At 66.6% G+C, this 14,984-nt stretch carries 15 protein-coding genes; 11 read left to right on the top strand and 4 right to left on the bottom strand.

What is annotated here, in order from left to right; genetic code table 11:
- Nucleotides 1-87 precede the first annotated feature (87 nt).
- The 3 genes from JAB8_RS23255 to JAB8_RS23260 are packed head-to-tail and all read left to right on the top strand — an operon-like array spanning nucleotide 88 to nucleotide 1,592.
- Nucleotides 88-591, top strand: coding sequence for a periplasmic heavy metal sensor (locus JAB8_RS23255; protein WP_070291601.1), 504 nt, complete (start codon nucleotides 88-90; stop codon nucleotides 589-591).
- A 30-nt stretch (nucleotides 592-621) separates the two neighbouring features.
- Complete coding sequence (locus JAB8_RS29610; RefSeq protein WP_162995707.1) at nucleotides 622-792, top strand: hypothetical protein; 171 nt, start codon at nucleotides 622-624, stop codon at nucleotides 790-792.
- Nucleotides 750-1,592 (top strand): intradiol ring-cleavage dioxygenase, encoded by an 843-nt coding sequence (locus tag JAB8_RS23260; RefSeq protein ID WP_070291602.1) that lies wholly within the window; start codon nucleotides 750-752, stop codon nucleotides 1,590-1,592. The genes JAB8_RS29610 and JAB8_RS23260 overlap by 43 nt, the downstream gene beginning before the upstream one ends.
- Here JAB8_RS23260 and JAB8_RS23265 read toward each other — a convergent pair.
- The 3 genes from JAB8_RS23265 to JAB8_RS29260 all read right to left on the bottom strand — a co-directional run bounded on the left by JAB8_RS23265 (nucleotide 1,589) and on the right by JAB8_RS29260 (nucleotide 5,210).
- Complete coding sequence (locus JAB8_RS23265) at nucleotides 1,589-3,037, bottom strand: DUF1501 domain-containing protein (RefSeq protein ID WP_070291603.1); 1,449 nt, start codon at nucleotides 3,035-3,037, stop codon at nucleotides 1,589-1,591. The two genes, JAB8_RS23260 and JAB8_RS23265, sit on opposite strands and share 4 nt — an antisense overlap.
- Before the next feature lie 9 nt (nucleotides 3,038-3,046).
- The gene (locus JAB8_RS23270) at nucleotides 3,047-4,822 is read right to left on the bottom strand and encodes a DUF1800 domain-containing protein (RefSeq protein WP_070224460.1); all 1,776 of its coding nucleotides are present in this window, start codon (nucleotides 4,820-4,822) and stop codon (nucleotides 3,047-3,049) included.
- 67 nt (nucleotides 4,823-4,889) lie between these two features.
- The gene (locus JAB8_RS29260) at nucleotides 4,890-5,210 is read right to left on the bottom strand and encodes a hypothetical protein (RefSeq protein WP_139143155.1); all 321 of its coding nucleotides are present in this window, start codon (nucleotides 5,208-5,210) and stop codon (nucleotides 4,890-4,892) included.
- A gap of 26 nt (nucleotides 5,211-5,236) precedes the next feature.
- Here JAB8_RS29260 and JAB8_RS23275 point away from each other — a divergent pair, with 26 nt between their 5' ends.
- The 8 genes from JAB8_RS23275 (at nucleotide 5,237) to JAB8_RS23310 (ending at nucleotide 13,448) form a co-directional block, all read left to right on the top strand.
- A complete protein-coding gene (locus tag JAB8_RS23275; RefSeq protein ID WP_070291604.1) occupies nucleotides 5,237-5,803 on the top strand; it encodes a hypothetical protein in 567 nt (188 codons plus the stop codon).
- Between the two features lie 63 nt (nucleotides 5,804-5,866).
- On the top strand, nucleotides 5,867-6,598 hold the full coding sequence (locus tag JAB8_RS30020; RefSeq protein WP_071654456.1) for a hypothetical protein: 732 nt from the start codon (nucleotides 5,867-5,869) through the stop codon (nucleotides 6,596-6,598).
- A gap of 4 nt (nucleotides 6,599-6,602) precedes the next feature.
- Nucleotides 6,603-7,958 (top strand): hypothetical protein, encoded by a 1,356-nt coding sequence (locus JAB8_RS29745; protein ID WP_070291606.1) that lies wholly within the window; start codon nucleotides 6,603-6,605, stop codon nucleotides 7,956-7,958.
- Between the two features lie 10 nt (nucleotides 7,959-7,968).
- On the top strand, nucleotides 7,969-10,119 hold the full coding sequence (locus tag JAB8_RS23290) for a hypothetical protein (RefSeq protein ID WP_070291607.1): 2,151 nt from the start codon (nucleotides 7,969-7,971) through the stop codon (nucleotides 10,117-10,119).
- 20 nt (nucleotides 10,120-10,139) lie between these two features.
- Nucleotides 10,140-11,186: an aminotransferase class I/II-fold pyridoxal phosphate-dependent enzyme gene (locus JAB8_RS23295; protein WP_070224456.1), complete on the top strand. Its 1,047-nt coding sequence runs from the start codon at nucleotides 10,140-10,142 to the stop codon at nucleotides 11,184-11,186.
- Nucleotides 11,170-12,000, top strand: coding sequence for a GIY-YIG nuclease family protein (locus JAB8_RS23300; protein ID WP_070224455.1), 831 nt, complete (start codon nucleotides 11,170-11,172; stop codon nucleotides 11,998-12,000). The genes JAB8_RS23295 and JAB8_RS23300 overlap by 17 nt, the downstream gene beginning before the upstream one ends.
- Before the next feature lie 46 nt (nucleotides 12,001-12,046).
- Nucleotides 12,047-12,697, top strand: coding sequence for a hypothetical protein (locus JAB8_RS23305; protein WP_139143156.1), 651 nt, complete (start codon nucleotides 12,047-12,049; stop codon nucleotides 12,695-12,697).
- A gap of 16 nt (nucleotides 12,698-12,713) precedes the next feature.
- Complete coding sequence (locus JAB8_RS23310; protein WP_230506703.1) at nucleotides 12,714-13,448, top strand: amidohydrolase family protein; 735 nt, start codon at nucleotides 12,714-12,716, stop codon at nucleotides 13,446-13,448.
- Between the two features lie 6 nt (nucleotides 13,449-13,454).
- Here JAB8_RS23310 and JAB8_RS23315 read toward each other — a convergent pair whose 3' ends face one another.
- Nucleotides 13,455-14,843: a sigma 54-interacting transcriptional regulator gene (locus tag JAB8_RS23315; protein WP_070291609.1), complete on the bottom strand. Its 1,389-nt coding sequence runs from the start codon at nucleotides 14,841-14,843 to the stop codon at nucleotides 13,455-13,457.
- Nucleotides 14,844-14,984: the final 141 nt, after the last annotated feature.

A 14,984-nucleotide genomic window follows, 5' to 3' on the forward strand; every position in this document is an offset into this window, starting at 1 on the left:
TCCTTTACACGCTTTTACGCGGCCCTGACGTTGCTTTACACGCCAGACGCCGACAATCAGCGCTGATCTCCACGAAAGGAACGCCCGATGAAATACTTGAGTATCGCCGTATCCCTGTTGCTGTTGTGCGCCTGCAGCATGCCGCTCGTTGCCCTGGCCCAGCAGGAAGCTGCGCCGTCCGGCCCGCCGCCGCGCGCCATGCCGGGGCCGCCGTCCGGCTTCGGTCACGGCCCAGGCGGACCCGGCGCGCCAGGCTTGCCGCCGTTCCTGCATGGCATCGAGCTGAGCGAAGCGCAGCAGGATAAAATTTTTGCCGCCACCTACGCCCAGACGCCCTTGCTGCGGGAACAGGAAAAGATCGCCTTCAAGGCCCACGAGCAGCTGCGCGCACTGGCCGCCTCCAGCGCCTACGACGATGCGCAAGCCAGCGCGCTGGCGAACACGGCGGCGCAAGCCATGGCGAAGATCAGCTTGCAGCATGCGCGGCTGGAGCAGCAATTGCTGGCCGTGCTGACGGCGGCACAGCGCCAGCAGGCGCTGCAGCGGCACGACAGCCGCCAGGGTCCGCGCGACCTCCGGCGCTCCGAGTAAGCGGCAGGCGCGAGCGCAGGGAGAGCCAGCATGCGCATCCATGCCTTGCGTCCGGGCAGCAGCTTGCAAGCGCTCTCGCGCCATGCGACGCAGGCGCTGTACCTGTGCGCCAGCCTGAATCCCGCCTTGGCGGGCTTGCCCCACTTGATGGAATATCTATGGAACTACATGATCACGGTCTGGCATCCGACCTCGAAATGATGCGGCAACAGGCGGCCGAGCGGCGACAGGTGCTGCGCTGGCTGCTGGCCGGCGCCGCCACCTTGCCCCTGATGAGCTGCGGCGGCGGGTCGGACGCCAGCGGCGCGGCGGCAGGCAGCGCCGCCGCTGGGGTCACGACACCCAGCACGGGCGCATGCACAGTGATTCCCGAGGAAACGGGCGGGCCGTATCCTGCCGATGGCACGAACACCTATGGCGGCAGCATCATTAACGTGCTGAACCAGTCGGGTGTCGTGCGCAGCGATATCCGCGCCAGTTTTAATGGCGCCACGGGTGTGGCGGCGGGTGTGCCGCTCACCATCAAGCTGCAGTTGCTTGACGCCAGCGGCAGCTGCGCCAGCCTGGCCGGTTACGCCGTGTATGTATGGCATTGCGACCGCGACGGCCTGTATTCGCTGTATTCGAGCGGCGTGACGGCGCAAAATTACCTGCGCGGCGTGCAGGAAACGGACAGCGCCGGCAACCTCAGCTTCACGACGATCTTTCCCGGCTGCTATGCGGGGCGCATGCCGCACGTGCATGTCGAGGTCTATCCCAGCCTGGCCAAGGCAGCCTCTGCCTCGAACCGCATCAAGACCTCGCAGTTCACTTTTCCAATGGCAACGTTGAATGAGGCCTACACGGCCAGCGGCTACACGGCCAGCGTGCGCAACCTGGCGCAGATCAGCTATGCCAGCGACAATGTCTTCAGCGACGGCACCAGCCTGCAGATGGCCACGGTGACGGGCAATGCCACGGATGGCTACGTCGTCACGCTGGTGATCGCCGTCAATGGTTAAGTTGTCGTCATGAACCCCAGGTCGCGCCGGCTGAAGTTGCCGATGTTCGGGAACACCTCGGCCAGCTGGCTGTCGGCCACGCCGAACCACTTGGCCAGCGTGGCGCCGTACTGGTCGACGGAGGTGGTCGGCAGCAGGGCGCCGGAACCGACGTCCAGCTCATGGCCCAGGCCCGTGACGGGGAAGGTGCCGTAGATGTCGCGGCCCTTGACGGCGCCGCCCACGACAAAGTGGTGCGCGCCCCAGCCGTGATCCGTGCCATCGCCGTTGCTGCTGAAGGTGCGGCCGAAGTCCGACGCCGTAAAGGTCGTCACCTGGCGCCGCAGATCCGCGCCCTGCAGGGCCGCCAGGGTCGTGTCGAAGTAGGCGAGCGCATGGGCCAGCCGGGCCATCAGGTCGGCATGCAGCGCCTTTTGCCGGTCATGCGTGTCGAAGCCGCCCAGGGTCACATAAAATACTTGCCGTTTCACCCCCAGGGCGCCGCGTCCGCCGATGATGCGCGCCACCGTCTGCAATTGCACGGCCAGCGGATTGACGCCGGACGCGCCTGTGTTCGGATTGACGTAGGGCGGGGGATTCGGCACGCCCCCCGCGCCGGCCGCCAGCATGGCGCCGCTGAGGACGCTCTGGCTGGAGATGGCGCGCCCGATCGTGGCCACATGTTCCTGTTCCATCAGGTCGCTGCCGGCCGTCGTGATGATTTCACGCAATGCCGCCGGCCCCTGCGCCGTGCCGAACAGGCTGCCGCTGAGATCGATATTGCGAATCGGCACCGCACCGGCCTGGCCCACCTGGAACTGGCGCACCTGGCGTCCGCTCAGGAACAGCGCGTTCGATGCCGCGGATACGGCCGTGAACATGGCGTTGCTGTTGCCCGCGCCAAGCAAGTCGCCCAGACGTCCGCCCCAGCCCACGCTGGCGCCTTCCGGCAGGCCCGACTGCCAGGTCGATTGCTGGTCGTTATGCGAAAAAAGCTTGGACGGCAGGGCCACGCCGCCCGCCTTATATTGCGCCAGGGTAACTGGCTGGATCAGGGTGCCCACATTGGCGACGACGGCGGCGCGGCCGTCATCGAACAGGCTTTTCAGCGGAACGAGGGAGGGATGCAGGGCAAAGCTGCGTCCCGCTTGCACGGTGGCCGGCACGATGGGCAACACGCCACCGGCTGCACCGACGGCGGGCAGGTGGATCGAATCATTGCTGCCCGTGTTGCGCAGGCGCGTGTATTCATTCCAGGACGATGTGTCGGTTGCCAGCACCGTGTTGAAGGCGTCGTTGCCACCAGCCATGAACAGGCACACGAGCGCTTTGTAGTCATCGGCCGACTGGGCGGCAGCCTGGCCCATGGCTGCCAGGTTGAGGGCGAACGGCGCGGCCGTGCTGCCGGCCAGGCTCAGCATGGAGCCGAGGAAGCGGCGGCGGGAAAAAGGGGGGAGATGGGACATGCGGCTTCCTTATTTCTGGACCAGGTATTCAGGCGAGGCCATCGACAGGAAGATGGCCAGGCGTACGCGGTAGGTTCTTGCGAGGTTGACCTGTGCGGCATTGCTGCCGGTGGCGGCCGGAATCGGCACGCTATTGACGGTGGACAGGATGGTGCCGCGCAGCTTGGTCGACATGTTGCCGGCCAAGAGCAGCAGGTCGACGCGGTCGAGCAAGGCTGCAGGCTGGTCGGCCAGGGCCAGCTCGGCCGCATAGTCCGCCTTCACCGAGGCATTTTCTCCCACGCCGCCGCTGATGGCGTCCTGGATGAAGTTCAGATAGCCGGTGACGGACGGCTCTGCCGTGATCTGCATTTCCGGCGCCACCAGACTGGCGGCGGCCAGCGGCGAATTGGGCGGGACATAGCTGGGACGGAAATAATTGAAGACGGAGGGTGCATTCATGGGATTCTGGCCCAGGCCCGTGAGCGGATCGCTCAGGTAATAGATGCGGTATTGCGAAGCTGCATCCTTGGCGTTAAAGGCGCGCATCCAGTTGCCCAGGCGTACCAGCGGTTCGCGCAATTTCCCCGTACGCAAGGTTGTGCCGGCCGGGGCCAGCGCCTCCGGATCGAGCAGCACGGCACGCAGCACCGCCTGCATGTCGCCGCGCACGCCAGCGCCATTATTGGCAAACGCGGCCGCTACCCGGCCCACATAGGCGGGGCTGGGATTGCTGGTGACGAGCCGCTGGATCAGCTGGCGGCCGAAGAAGGGGCCTGTATTCGGGTGGTTGAACAGAGTGTCGAGGGCTTGCGCCAGGTCGGCTTCGCCGGTAGTGGCGCCCGAAATACTGACTCCCAAGAAACGTTTTTCTCCGGTGGAATGGAAGGCCGTGTAATTCTGCATCGGTTTCCAGTCGCGGTCCGGATCGGCCACGCTGCCAAAGAAACGGTTAGCGGCCTGGTCTGGTCCGGCCCAGCTCCAGCCTGTTAATACTTTCGCCAGGCCGCTCACATCGTCGCGCGAGTAGGTATCGATGGGCTTGCCGCCGGACAATTTCAAGCTGCCGTCAGCGTTCAGCTGATACAGGCCGATCGTAAATAACTGCATGATTTCGCGGGCAAAATTCTCATCCGGGGTACGCGTTGCCGATTCCTTCTGATTGCGCAGGTGCGACAGATACAGACCCATCATCGGATGCGTGGCGACGCCTTGCAGCAAGGTGCGGAAGTTGCCGAAAGCATGTTGTCCCAGCATGTCGTAATAGCTGGCAACACCGCGCACGTGCGGCCACACGGCTTCGTTTTGCGTGGAAATGACGAAAATTTCCGACAGGGCAAACGCCGTGCGTTGTCGCAACTGGTCGTCGCCGCCTACGGCCTGCTGCCAGAATGATTCATAAAAATTCTGAGGCAAGGCCTTGCTGGCCGTCGTGTCCGCTGGTGGAAATTTCGCATCGAGATATTTGCGATGCAAGCTTTGTGGTCTGGAAAACTGGTACTGGAACCAGGCGTTGCTGTCGCTGGCGGCCAGTGCATCGATGGCCGCGATATTCGGCCCGAACGTGGCCCGGCCCAGGAAGCGTGACGCCTGCTGGCGCGTAAATGTCGTCACCTTCGCGGCCGGTGGCGTGGTCAGTGGGGGCGGCGGGACGGTTTCCGCGGGAACTGCCGGCTCGCCCGGCTTCATGTCCGCAGGCGGCGCCACCGTGGCGGTCGGGCTGTCGCCGCCACCGCCACCACAGGCGTTCAGCAAACTCAGAAGTGTTACAGCAGCCAGCAAGCGGCGCAAAGTAGGATGGATCATTTAGTTTCTTTGTGGCAATCAAATTCTGACCTCGTTATTGTATTGCCTGCCTACTGAAAGTGCGTGCTCAAAAGAACATTTGCGTCTTGTCTATTTTTCGATTTAATGCATTTTTGACCGATGTTAAGTGATTTTTTATAGTATTTTGATGAACTTTATTTTTTACAAATGGAAAAATATTTTTACGCGAACGCCTGCTTGTGGTCGATAGGCGACGTAATAAATTCCCTCTAATTAAGCTTGTTCGAAAGCTCATGGACAGGGCGAAAACAGCTTCGCCGGAAACCATGGTTTTTATCGCATCGGCGAAAAGGCGTTCGCCGTCGCGTCCCGTTTTTCCCTCTGCACTTGGCTGGCATGGCCCTTGCGTCAGGGAGGCATGGACCACCCGCCCGCCTTTCACCGGAGCCTGTCATGACCAGCCGCCTGCTCGCCTATCGTCCCGAAATGGAATTGCCGGAAGCGCCGGGCGTACTGTCCCTGCAGCACGAAGATGAGCTGGCACTGGCGGCGCAGTTGCTGGAATTGCAGGCGCCGTCCCAGTTCGACGCGTTCCTGGCGCGCCAGTTGGGCGCCACCGCGGCGGGCCAGCAAGTGCGCGGCACGCCGCTGGAAGGGCCGCTGCGCCAGCTGCTGGGCAAGGTGGTGGCGCCCCTGCTGCCCCTGTATGGCGGTTCGCCACAGGCGCTCAAGCGGCGCGCTGCGGGCATCTTCGGCATGGAACTGGAGGGCTTGAGCCCGGAAGACAAGGAATTCGAACTGGCGCGCCAGGTCGTGCATCTGATCGATGCCGTCAATACGGCGCTGACGCAGGACGGCGGCACGGGTGCGCGCGCGCCCAGGGCGCGGGTGGAAACGGCCCTGTTGCAAGTGGCACGCAGCGTGGCGCCAGGCTTGCTCAGGCAGGCGGCGCAAGCGCCAGGACCGGACGGTGGCCGCTGGCGCCGCGAAGGCGGGCACATCGTCGTGCTCGATTGTTAGCCGGACGGCCAGTCTGTCCGGCGCTGTAGTGTCAACCGAGGTGCTAACTTTTAGGAGCTCATCATGCATGACTTAGATCGTACGACCCTGGAATACGGGCAGGAGATGTCCGGCTTTGAAGCGGAACAGTTCGAGTTTGGCCAGGGCGAATGGAGCGGCGAGGGTGGCGCGAGCGCCATGTTTTCCGAAGCCGAGGAAATGGAACTGGCCAATGAACTGCTGTCGGTCAGCAATGAAGCCGAACTGGAACAGTTCCTCGGCAATTTCCTGCGCAAGGCCGCCTCGGTGGCGGGCGGCATCATCAAGTCGCCCGTGGGCCAAGCCATCGGCGGCGTGCTCAAGGGCGTAGCGAAAAAGGCGATACCGCTGGCCGGTGGCGCCATCGGCGGCTATTTCGGCGGCCCGCTGGGCGCCAAGATCGGCAGCGGCCTGGCCTCGGCCGCCGGCAATGCGCTGGGGCTGGAAGCGGAGGCCTCGTCGAACGAAGACCGCGAATTCGAGGGTGCCAAGCAGTTCGTGCGCCTGGCCGCCGACACGGTCAACCGCGCCGCGCAGGCACGCGGTTCGGGCGACCCGCGCGCCATCGCCCAGGCGGCCGCCAGCGCGGCGGCGCGCCAGTTCGCGCCCGGCCTGCTGGGCCGCCCCGGCAGCCAGGTCGCCACACAGAACGGCAGCGGCGCCGCTGCGGGCGGGGCCATGGCCCAGGGCGGCGCGGCAAGGGGCTCGGCGGGCATGCGCCCCTCCAGCGGGCGCTGGGCGCGCCAGGGCCACAAGATCGTCCTGTACGGCGTCTGACATCATGGCCATCGGCGCTTATGCTGCCTGGATGCTGGCGCAGGAGGCGCGCTCGCTGCTGACGCGGCTGGCGCGGCTGGAACCGTTCGCGCTGATCGAGCCGACGGTGCTGGCGGCCGCCCTGATGCCCAGCGCCCAGTCGGCCATCGAAAGCCAGCTGGTGCAGGGCCGGCGTGAATTGCGGCGCATGGTCGCCCAGTTCCAGCACTGGCTGCGGCGCGAGCACGCCGATGGCGCCAGCATGGCCACTGCTGCCGAGGCGCAGCGCCGCTTCACCTTTCTGCGCCTGAAATTCAATGCCGCGCTGACCCAGTTCGACCTGTTCAACGAAGTCATCACGCAGCGCAGCGAGCACAAGACGGGCGTCTGGCTGGCCGGTCTCGACATCGTTGCCGCCGATGCGCTGGCGCTGCCCGGCAATGTGTACCAGGCGCCGCCCGTGATCTGCTACCTGGACCGGGGGCCGGGCGCCGCCATCCGCCGCGCACGCACGCGCCTGCCGGGCGGCGGCGACAATCCCGTCGCCATCATCCGCCTGCCGCGCGAACGCATGATCGGCAGCAGCATCGCTTCGTCGCTGGTGCACGAGGTGGGCCACCAGGGCGCGGCGCTGCTGGACCTGGTGGCGTCCTTGCGGCCCGTGCTGCAAGCCATGCAGCACGGCGGCAGCGGTCTGGTGCACGTGTGGCAGTTGTGGGAGCGGTGGATTTCCGAGATCGTGGCCGACTTCTGGTCGCTGGCGCGGGTCGGCGTGGCCGCCACCCTGGGCCTGATCGGCGTGGTCAGCCTGCCGCGCGTGTTTGTCTTCCGCCTCAATATCGACGATCCCCATCCGGTGCCATGGCTGCGGGTGCGCCTGAGCTGTGCCATGGGACGGGCCTTGTATCCGCATCCGCAATGGGACCGGCTGGAGCAGCTGTGGCTGTCGTACTACCCGCTGACCGGCCTGCCGCCGGCCCGGCAGCGGCTGCTGGAGCAGCTGCAGGCCAGCATGGCGGCCCTCGTGGGCTTGCTGGTGCAGCACCGGCCACCGGCCTTGCGCGGCGGCTCGCTGGTCGAAGCCATGGCCGTGCACACGCGCCAGCCCGCCATGCTGGCGCAGCTGTTTCGCAGCTGGACCCTGGCGCCGGCGCAGATGTACCAGGCCGCGCCGACCCTGGTGTTCGCCGTGCTGGGCCAGGCGCGCGCCAGCGGTACCTTGAGTCCGGAAGACGAAAGCGAGCTGCTGGGGCGTTTGCTGACCCACTGGGCCTTGCGCAGCACCCTGGACACGTCGGAGCTGTGCGCCGACGTCGTGCGGCATGGCCGCCAGTCCGGCAGGTTGCTGCCGCCCCTGGCATCCCGTTTGATTATCCATTGAGGAGAACGACATGAGCAGCAAGATGAGCAGCAAAAGCAGAGGGGCGGGCCAGGCGGGTCCGAAACACCACGGCGGCAGCATCGCGGTCACCGTACACGAGCAGGACAGCGGGGCCATGGTCGTCAATGCCGCCATCAGCCTGTACCGGGGAGCCGAGGCGGATTGCCACAACTTCAATGCCGCCACCTGGGTGCCTGATCCCGCCATGCTGGTGGGCGTGCGCTGGACGGATGGGCGTGGCGGCACCGTGTTTACCGACCTGATGACGGGCAGTTACGTGGGGGTGTATGGCAATTTCCCCGCCACGGCGCCCCAGTGCGTGACGGTGCAGGCCGGCTGCAGCGCCGTATTGTGCTTCACGCCCCAACTCAACCCGCAGGTGACGCTGGCGTTTGAAGCGGCCGACTGCCATCCCAGCGACTGTCAGTTCGGCAGGGTGGGCGACCGCGCCATCGCCACCGTCTCGTTTGACGGCGATCAGAGCGCCGACGGGCGCGACCAGGTGCAACTGCTGGCCGCCGCGCCGTGGGTGCCCATGCGCGGTACGCCGAACGCGTTTTCCACGCCAGTGCGGCGCGCCGGCATGCACCGCTTCATGGGACAGATGATGCTGTCGCAGCGTCCCGAACTGCGCAACGCCTTGCCCGTGCCGGAAGGGCTGAGCCCGCACGCCATGCTGGCGCTCGACGCGGAATACGAGACGGAAGAGCGCCAGCCGCAGCCCATCACGGGCAACGTGGGCGTGTCGCTGACGCGCACGGAAACGGAGCCGACGGAAGACTTGCCGCTGTGGACCCTGATACGCAACAGTACCGAGGCGATGTCGTTTACCAACTACCTGCATTTCATGGACAGCCTGTTTTGCGGCGACCTGGCCAGCGTACGGGGTTTCGAGCAGGAACGCTTCGTGAAAAAGGCCGACATGTTCCAGCAGCTCAAGCAGCGCCGCGCGCTGCCGTTTTCCGATGCCGATTCCTACCGCGTGCTGAAAGTGGCGACGGAAGCGTTCGTGATGGTCAATTGCGGCGTGCTGAATCAACCGCTGGCCTTCAATCCGGCCGAGGACAACGCCTATCTGGACCGGCGCGACATACCGCAAGGGCGCGACCTGGAAACCGTGCTGCGCAACGATTACCTGGAAAACATCGACGGCTTCCAGACCTTGCCCTACCTGGCCGTGATCCGCCGCAAGCTGCCCGACATCCCCATCAGCATCCCGCGCGGCCAGGAAGGCGAGGTCGACCTGTGCTTTGGCATCATCCAGGAAAAGCTGGCCAATCCCTGCCTGCTGGAACTGATCTGGTCGTACTGGCATGAAGAAGGCATGCTGGTGCAGACCATGAACGCCATCGCGCAGCGCTTCCAGAACCTGCGCGCGCCGGGCAACCATCTCGACCCCCTGTCGAACACGGAAATCGACATGCTGCGTCCGCTGAATAATTTACTGTGGGGATACACGCAGGATGAACAGCACCGGCTGACCGTGATGCGCCGCAATTACGAGTACGACCACCATTACGGCGTGCGGCTCGATGGCAAGGCGGTCCAGCATTTCCGGCCAGCCGACAGCCGCTCCAAATTCCTGGAGGCCTTCCACCACTTGCTGCGCCTGCTGACCTCGTTCTACAAGCAGGATGACGACACCACCGTGAAGGCGGATGCCTTCCCGGTGCTGAATGCACTCAAGGAGATCCACCTGATCCTGTCTCAGGGCGCGCACAACCAGTTCGGCGACTTGCCGTCGACGGCGCGCATCGAGATGCTGATGCAGCAATGGATGCTGGCGCGGCCAGAATTCCGCGAATTTTTGCCCACGCGCGTGATGGTCGCGTATCCGGAACCGTGGATGGACAGGGTCGACGCCATGAAGAAACTGCAGGGCTGGACGGACACGAGCGTCATGCATTTCCGTAACCTGGCCATTTTTGGCGAGCAATTGCTGCTCTCCGTGCGCTACGGCAACTGGAGCGATATCTATGAACCGACCCAGGCCTTCAACTGGGCGCGCTTCTGGCGGCCGCAAGTGCAAGGCTATATCCACGGCTACCGCGCCGCCACCGGGGTCGATCTGTCCGTCGACAGCAGCGACCCGGTGGTCGAATCGACGATGCCTTCGGTGTTGCTGCGCCAGCGCCTGAGCCAGCAGCTGCGCAGCGTCTAGGGCGGGAGCGGGGCGCGTGCATGCTCGACTTTACCAGTGCCCTGTACCTGGGCATGCGCCATCCGGCGGCCTCGCTGGCGCCGTGGAGCAGCCTGACCCTGGGCCAGCCGGCCGCGCTGCGGGAGCCGCCGGGCGCGCAAGCGCTGGCCGCGGCCCTGGCTGCGCTGCAAGGCTGCGAGGCGGCCTGCGTGCTGCCGTCGACCTTGCACCTGTTCTGGGACCTGTTCGGCATGCTGGCTGCCGAGCGGCTGGTGATCCTCATCGATGGCGGCAGCTATGCCATCGCGCGCTGGGGCGCCGAGCGGGCGCAGGCGCTGGGCTTGCCGCTGCGCTTGTTTCCCAGCGGCGATATGGCGGCGCTGCGGCGCCTGGCGGCGGCCTGGGGCAGGCAGGGGCGGCGTCCACTGATCCTGGCCGACGGCTATGTGCCGGGCAGCGACCAGGTCTTGCCGCTGGCCGCTTATGCGGCCCTGGCGCGCCAGGGCGGCGGCTATCTGCTGCTGGACGATACACAGGTGCTGGGCGTGGCGGGCGCGCAAGGCGGCGGCTCGGCGCGGCTGCACGGCTTGCAGGGCGCTTGCGACGAGGCGGGCGGCCATTTGATCGTCGGCGCCTCGCTGGCCAAGGGCTTTGGCGTGCCGCTGGCCGTGCTGGCAGGCAGCGGCGGCCTGTTGCAGCGCTTTGCGGCGCACAGCCAGACGCGCGTGCATGCCAGTCCGCCGTCGGCCGCCGTGCTGGCGGCCGCGCGGCGTGCCATGGCGCTCAATGCGCGCCACGGCGACGCGCTGCGCGCGAGGCTGGCGGACAGGGTGGCGCAATGGAGGACGGGGATGGCGGCGTCTGGCATCGCTTGCCGGGGCGGCAGCTTTCCCGTGCAGCGCCTGCCCGGACGCGCCCACTTGCAGCCAGCCTTGCGCGCGGCGGGCGTGCTGGCGCTGGCGCAAGCGGGGGAAGGTCCCGGGGCGCTGACTTTTCTGCTGCGGGCCGATCAGACGCCCGGGCAACTGGAGCAGGCGATGAATTTGCTTGAACATCACACGAGGAGGCGATATGAACGACGCGTTTGAAATGCTGCCCTTTGCGGGGCAAGCGGGAGCGGCAGGTGAGTACGAGTGGGAGCAGGAGCAGGAGTGGGCGCAGGAGGGGGAATCCGAGTCCGAGTGGGAGGGCGAGCGCTGGCGGCCCGGCAGCGGGCGCTATGGCGGCGGCGTGCGCGCGCGGCCCCCACTGCGCGGCCCGCGCCGCCCCATGCCGCCGCGCTACCAGGCGAATCCGGCGCGTCGGCCCCCACGCCCCGCGCCGCCGCCCTTGCCCTACCTGCCGCCGCGCTACCGGGGCTGGGGCGGCTATCCGGCCATCTATCCCACGCTTTATCCGGCGCCCTATCCCGTGGCGGAACCCGCGTTTGGAGACCAGCAGGAGCCGGAACCTGACCAGGACCAAGGGCAGGACCAGGGGCAGGACGACGGCCAGCAGCAGGGCGAAATCCCGCCGACCCTGGCCGGCACCATGGGCCGGGTGCCGGAAGCGGCCGCCCTCAATTACCTGGCGCTGGGGACGCTGGCCAATGCCTTGCGCGATCCGAATGGCCGGGGGCCGGGCCTGTATGTGATCGAATTCGATGCGGGCGGGCGCCGCCGCGCCTACAGCGGCCAGACGGACGACCTGCACCGGCGCCTGCTGCAGCACCGGCTGTGCGGCCAGATGATGGGCGTGGACCTGAGCGGGCACCAGGTGTATGTGGCGCCCCTGTCCTCGGCGGCGCAGCGGCGCCGCATCGAGCAGCGCATCCACGACGACATGTTCGCCAACCAGCGCGGCGTGCTGACCAACCAGCGGCGCGAACTGGAACTGGCCGTGCTCGGTGAAATGTGGAGCTGAATGTGGACCCGGAAGCCACGCCTTGATCATTGCGAAGGAGAGCATCATGCACCAACTCGAATGCGCATGCGCGCAATGCCGGCAGCGGGCCGGCGCCGCGTTTGAAGTGCTGGAATTCGGCCCGGACTGGCCCGGCAAGGGGGCGGCGCCGGCCGTCTTGAGCGAAGAGGAGGAATTGCAGCTGGCCATGGAATTGCTGGAAGTGGCCAGCGAGGAGGAACTGGAGCAGTTTCTCGGCAAGGTCTTCAAGAGCGTATGGAAGGGCGTCAAGAAAGTGGGTTCCACTATCGCCAATGTGGCCAAGCCCCTGGGCGGCGCCTTGAAGGCCGTGGCCAAGACGGCTTTGCCCTTCGTCGGCGGCGCTCTCGGTTCGATGATACCGATACCGGGCGTGGGCACGGCGCTCGGTTCCGCCCTGGGGCGCGCGGCCAGCGATGCGCTGGAGCTGGAAATGGAAGCCGAGGCGCCGGCCGAGCGCGAACTGGAGATGGCGCGCCGCTTCGTGCGCATCGCGGGGCAGGCGGCCCGTCTGGCGGCCGACGGCGATGGCAGTGCGCGCGCCGTCGAGAGTGCGCTGACGCGGGCCTTGCATCAGCAATTGCCGCATTTCCGCTCGCCTGCGCCGCAGCAGGAAGAGGAAAGCGGGCGCTGGCGCCGACGCGGCAACCGCATCGTCGTCATGGGCGACTGGAACTGAGCGCAGGGAGGCGGGCATGGCGCTGGTCATCGATAGTCACTGCCATGCGGGGCCAGGCGACGGCTTGAGCGGGCCGTGGGACAGCGATGCGCCGCTGCACGCCTACCTGCGCCGCGCCCGGGCGGCCGGCATCGCCCGCAGCGTGCTGTTCGCCGCCTTCCACTCCGATTATGCGATTGCCAACCACGGCGTGGCGCGCCTGGCCGCTTCCGATCCGCAGCGTTTTTATGGCTTTGCCTTCGTGCATGCGCGGCGCGACCGGGGCCGCATCATGGACCTGGTGCGCACGGCCGTCGAACGCTATGGTTTTGTCGGCATCAAGGCGCACCGCTTTGACGCGCGTATCAGCGGCGAAGTGTGCGACGCGGCCCGTTTCTTCGGTCTGCCCGTGCTGTACGACCCGGCCGGCGAGGTGGCCGTGGCCGAACTGCTGGCGCAGCAGTATCCCGACGTCAACTTCATCCTGCCCCACCTGGGCAGTTTCGGCGACGACTGGGCGGCCCAGCTGGCGCTGATCGACCATCTGGTACGCCACCGCAACATCCATACGGACAGCTCGGGCGTGCGCCGCTTTGATTTGCTGGAACAGGCCGTGCGCCGTGCCGGGCCGCACAAGGTCTTGTTCGGCTCGGATGGCCCCTGGTTGCATCCGGGGCTGGAATTGCACAAGATTCACTTGCTGGGCTTGCCGCCGCTGGATGCGGCGCTGATCACGGGCGGCAATTTTTTGCGGCTGGCGGGGCTGGCGTGAGACAGATCACAGGGCGGCTGGCGTGGCCAGCGGTGTCGCGGCAGTAGCGGCTTGCGCCGTGCAGGCGGCCGCCTTGCGGCGTATCTGCAGGGCGCGGTCCGTCACACCCAGGCGGGCGGCGGCGCGCTGGTTGTTGCCGTGTTCCTCGGCCAGCACCAGGCGGATGGCCACGTCGGCGGCGCAGCGTGTGATGTGCGACAGCTTGCAGCCTTGGGCCAGGGCCCGCCGCACGGCCGCCTCGAAATGCTGGTCGGGCCAGGCCGGCGCCAGCAGCCGTTCCTCGGGCGGCAGGGCGCCGATGGTGATGGGGCCGGGGCCGCAATGGCGGTGCCAGATGCGCGTGACGGTCTGGCGCAGTTCGCGCACATTGCCCGGATAATCGCGCAGCAGCAGATATTCGCGCACGGCGGCGTCCAGCGGCGGCGGCTCTTGTTGGGCCAGTTCAGCGAGAAAATGCCGGGCCAGCGGCAGGATGTCGTCCTGGCGCTCGCGCAGGGGCGGCGTCTGGCAACGCCAGCCGGCGATGCGGTAATACAGGTCGGCGCGAAAGGCGCCGCGCGCCACTTCGTCTTCCAGTTCGCGGTTGGTGGCGCAGACGAGGCGAAACTGGGTTGGCTGCCAAGTATTGCCGCCCACGCGCTTGTATTTGCGTTCCTGGATGGCGCGCAGCAGCTGCGCCTGCAGCGGCAGCGGCAGTTCGCCTACTTCATCGAGGAAGAGCACGCCGCCGTCCGCCAGGGCAAAAGCGCCGTCGCGCGCGGCCGCCGCGCCCGTAAAGGCGCCCCGTTCATGGCCGAACAGTTCGCTGCCCGCCAGTTCCGGCGACAGGGTGGTGCAGTCGAGGACGATGAAGCCGCCGCTGCAGTTGCCGAGGCGGTGGACCAGTTGCGCCAGTAAATCCTTGCCCGTGCCCGTTTCACCCATGATCAGCATCGACGCCTGGCTGAAGGCGGCCATTTCCACCACCTGGTGCAGCAGGGCGCTCCAGGCGGCGCTGTCGCCCACCAGCTGCCGGCGCACGGCGCTGGAGGCCAGCAGCTGCGCCACGGCTTGCCAGCGTTGCAGGCGCGCCAGCACCGGGCCCGCATCGACGCTGCCCGCCGGCCACAGCAGCACGTCGAGCACGCCGGCGGCCATCAGCGCGCGCTGTTGCGCGCAGCTGGGTGGCTGGCCGCAGGCGGCAATGGCCAGCACGCGGGCATGGCAGCACAGTGCCGGCAGTGCTTGCAGCAGCTTGGCATCGGCCTCGGCAAACAACACGATGCCCGCTGCATCTTCCTCACCTTCGTGCCGCCGGGCTATAGTTACCTGAGCCTGCTTCAAGGCCGTCATCAGCAAGGCGCCACTGCCAGCCGCCGCCTGCTGCACGATTTCCAGCCACACCTTGAGCATCATATGCCAGCCATCACAGGGCACGAGTCGCCCATCTTAGAAGCCCGATACCCCAGCCGTTTGATCTGGCACAAGCGTGCGCGGAAGGCGCACAATGAAAAACGCCGCCTGACTCACATCAGGCGGCGCTATTGAATGACGTAC

The organism is Janthinobacterium sp. HH106, from assembly GCF_001758725.1.
Lineage (GTDB): Bacteria > Pseudomonadota > Gammaproteobacteria > Burkholderiales > Burkholderiaceae_D > Janthinobacterium.

Coding starts and splice junctions, on each gene's coding strand:
- JAB8_RS23255 (WP_070291601.1), top strand. CDS start 88: ATGAAATACTTGAGTATCGCCGTATCCCTGTTGCTGTTGTGCGCCTGC.
- JAB8_RS29610 (WP_162995707.1), top strand. CDS start 622: ATGCGCATCCATGCCTTGCGTCCGGGCAGCAGCTTGCAAGCGCTCTCG.
- JAB8_RS23260 (WP_070291602.1), top strand. CDS start 750: ATGGAACTACATGATCACGGTCTGGCATCCGACCTCGAAATGATGCGG.
- JAB8_RS23265 (WP_070291603.1), bottom strand. CDS start 3,037: ATGTCCCATCTCCCCCCTTTTTCCCGCCGCCGCTTCCTCGGCTCCATG.
- JAB8_RS23270 (WP_070224460.1), bottom strand. CDS start 4,822: ATGATCCATCCTACTTTGCGCCGCTTGCTGGCTGCTGTAACACTTCTG.
- JAB8_RS23275 (WP_070291604.1), top strand. CDS start 5,237: ATGACCAGCCGCCTGCTCGCCTATCGTCCCGAAATGGAATTGCCGGAA.
- JAB8_RS30020 (WP_071654456.1), top strand. CDS start 5,867: ATGCATGACTTAGATCGTACGACCCTGGAATACGGGCAGGAGATGTCC.
- JAB8_RS29745 (WP_070291606.1), top strand. CDS start 6,603: ATGGCCATCGGCGCTTATGCTGCCTGGATGCTGGCGCAGGAGGCGCGC.
- JAB8_RS23290 (WP_070291607.1), top strand. CDS start 7,969: ATGAGCAGCAAGATGAGCAGCAAAAGCAGAGGGGCGGGCCAGGCGGGT.
- JAB8_RS23295 (WP_070224456.1), top strand. CDS start 10,140: ATGCTCGACTTTACCAGTGCCCTGTACCTGGGCATGCGCCATCCGGCG.
- JAB8_RS23300 (WP_070224455.1), top strand. CDS start 11,170: ATGAACGACGCGTTTGAAATGCTGCCCTTTGCGGGGCAAGCGGGAGCG.
- JAB8_RS23305 (WP_139143156.1), top strand. CDS start 12,047: ATGCACCAACTCGAATGCGCATGCGCGCAATGCCGGCAGCGGGCCGGC.
- JAB8_RS23310 (WP_230506703.1), top strand. CDS start 12,714: ATGGCGCTGGTCATCGATAGTCACTGCCATGCGGGGCCAGGCGACGGC.
- JAB8_RS23315 (WP_070291609.1), bottom strand. CDS start 14,843: ATGATGCTCAAGGTGTGGCTGGAAATCGTGCAGCAGGCGGCGGCTGGC.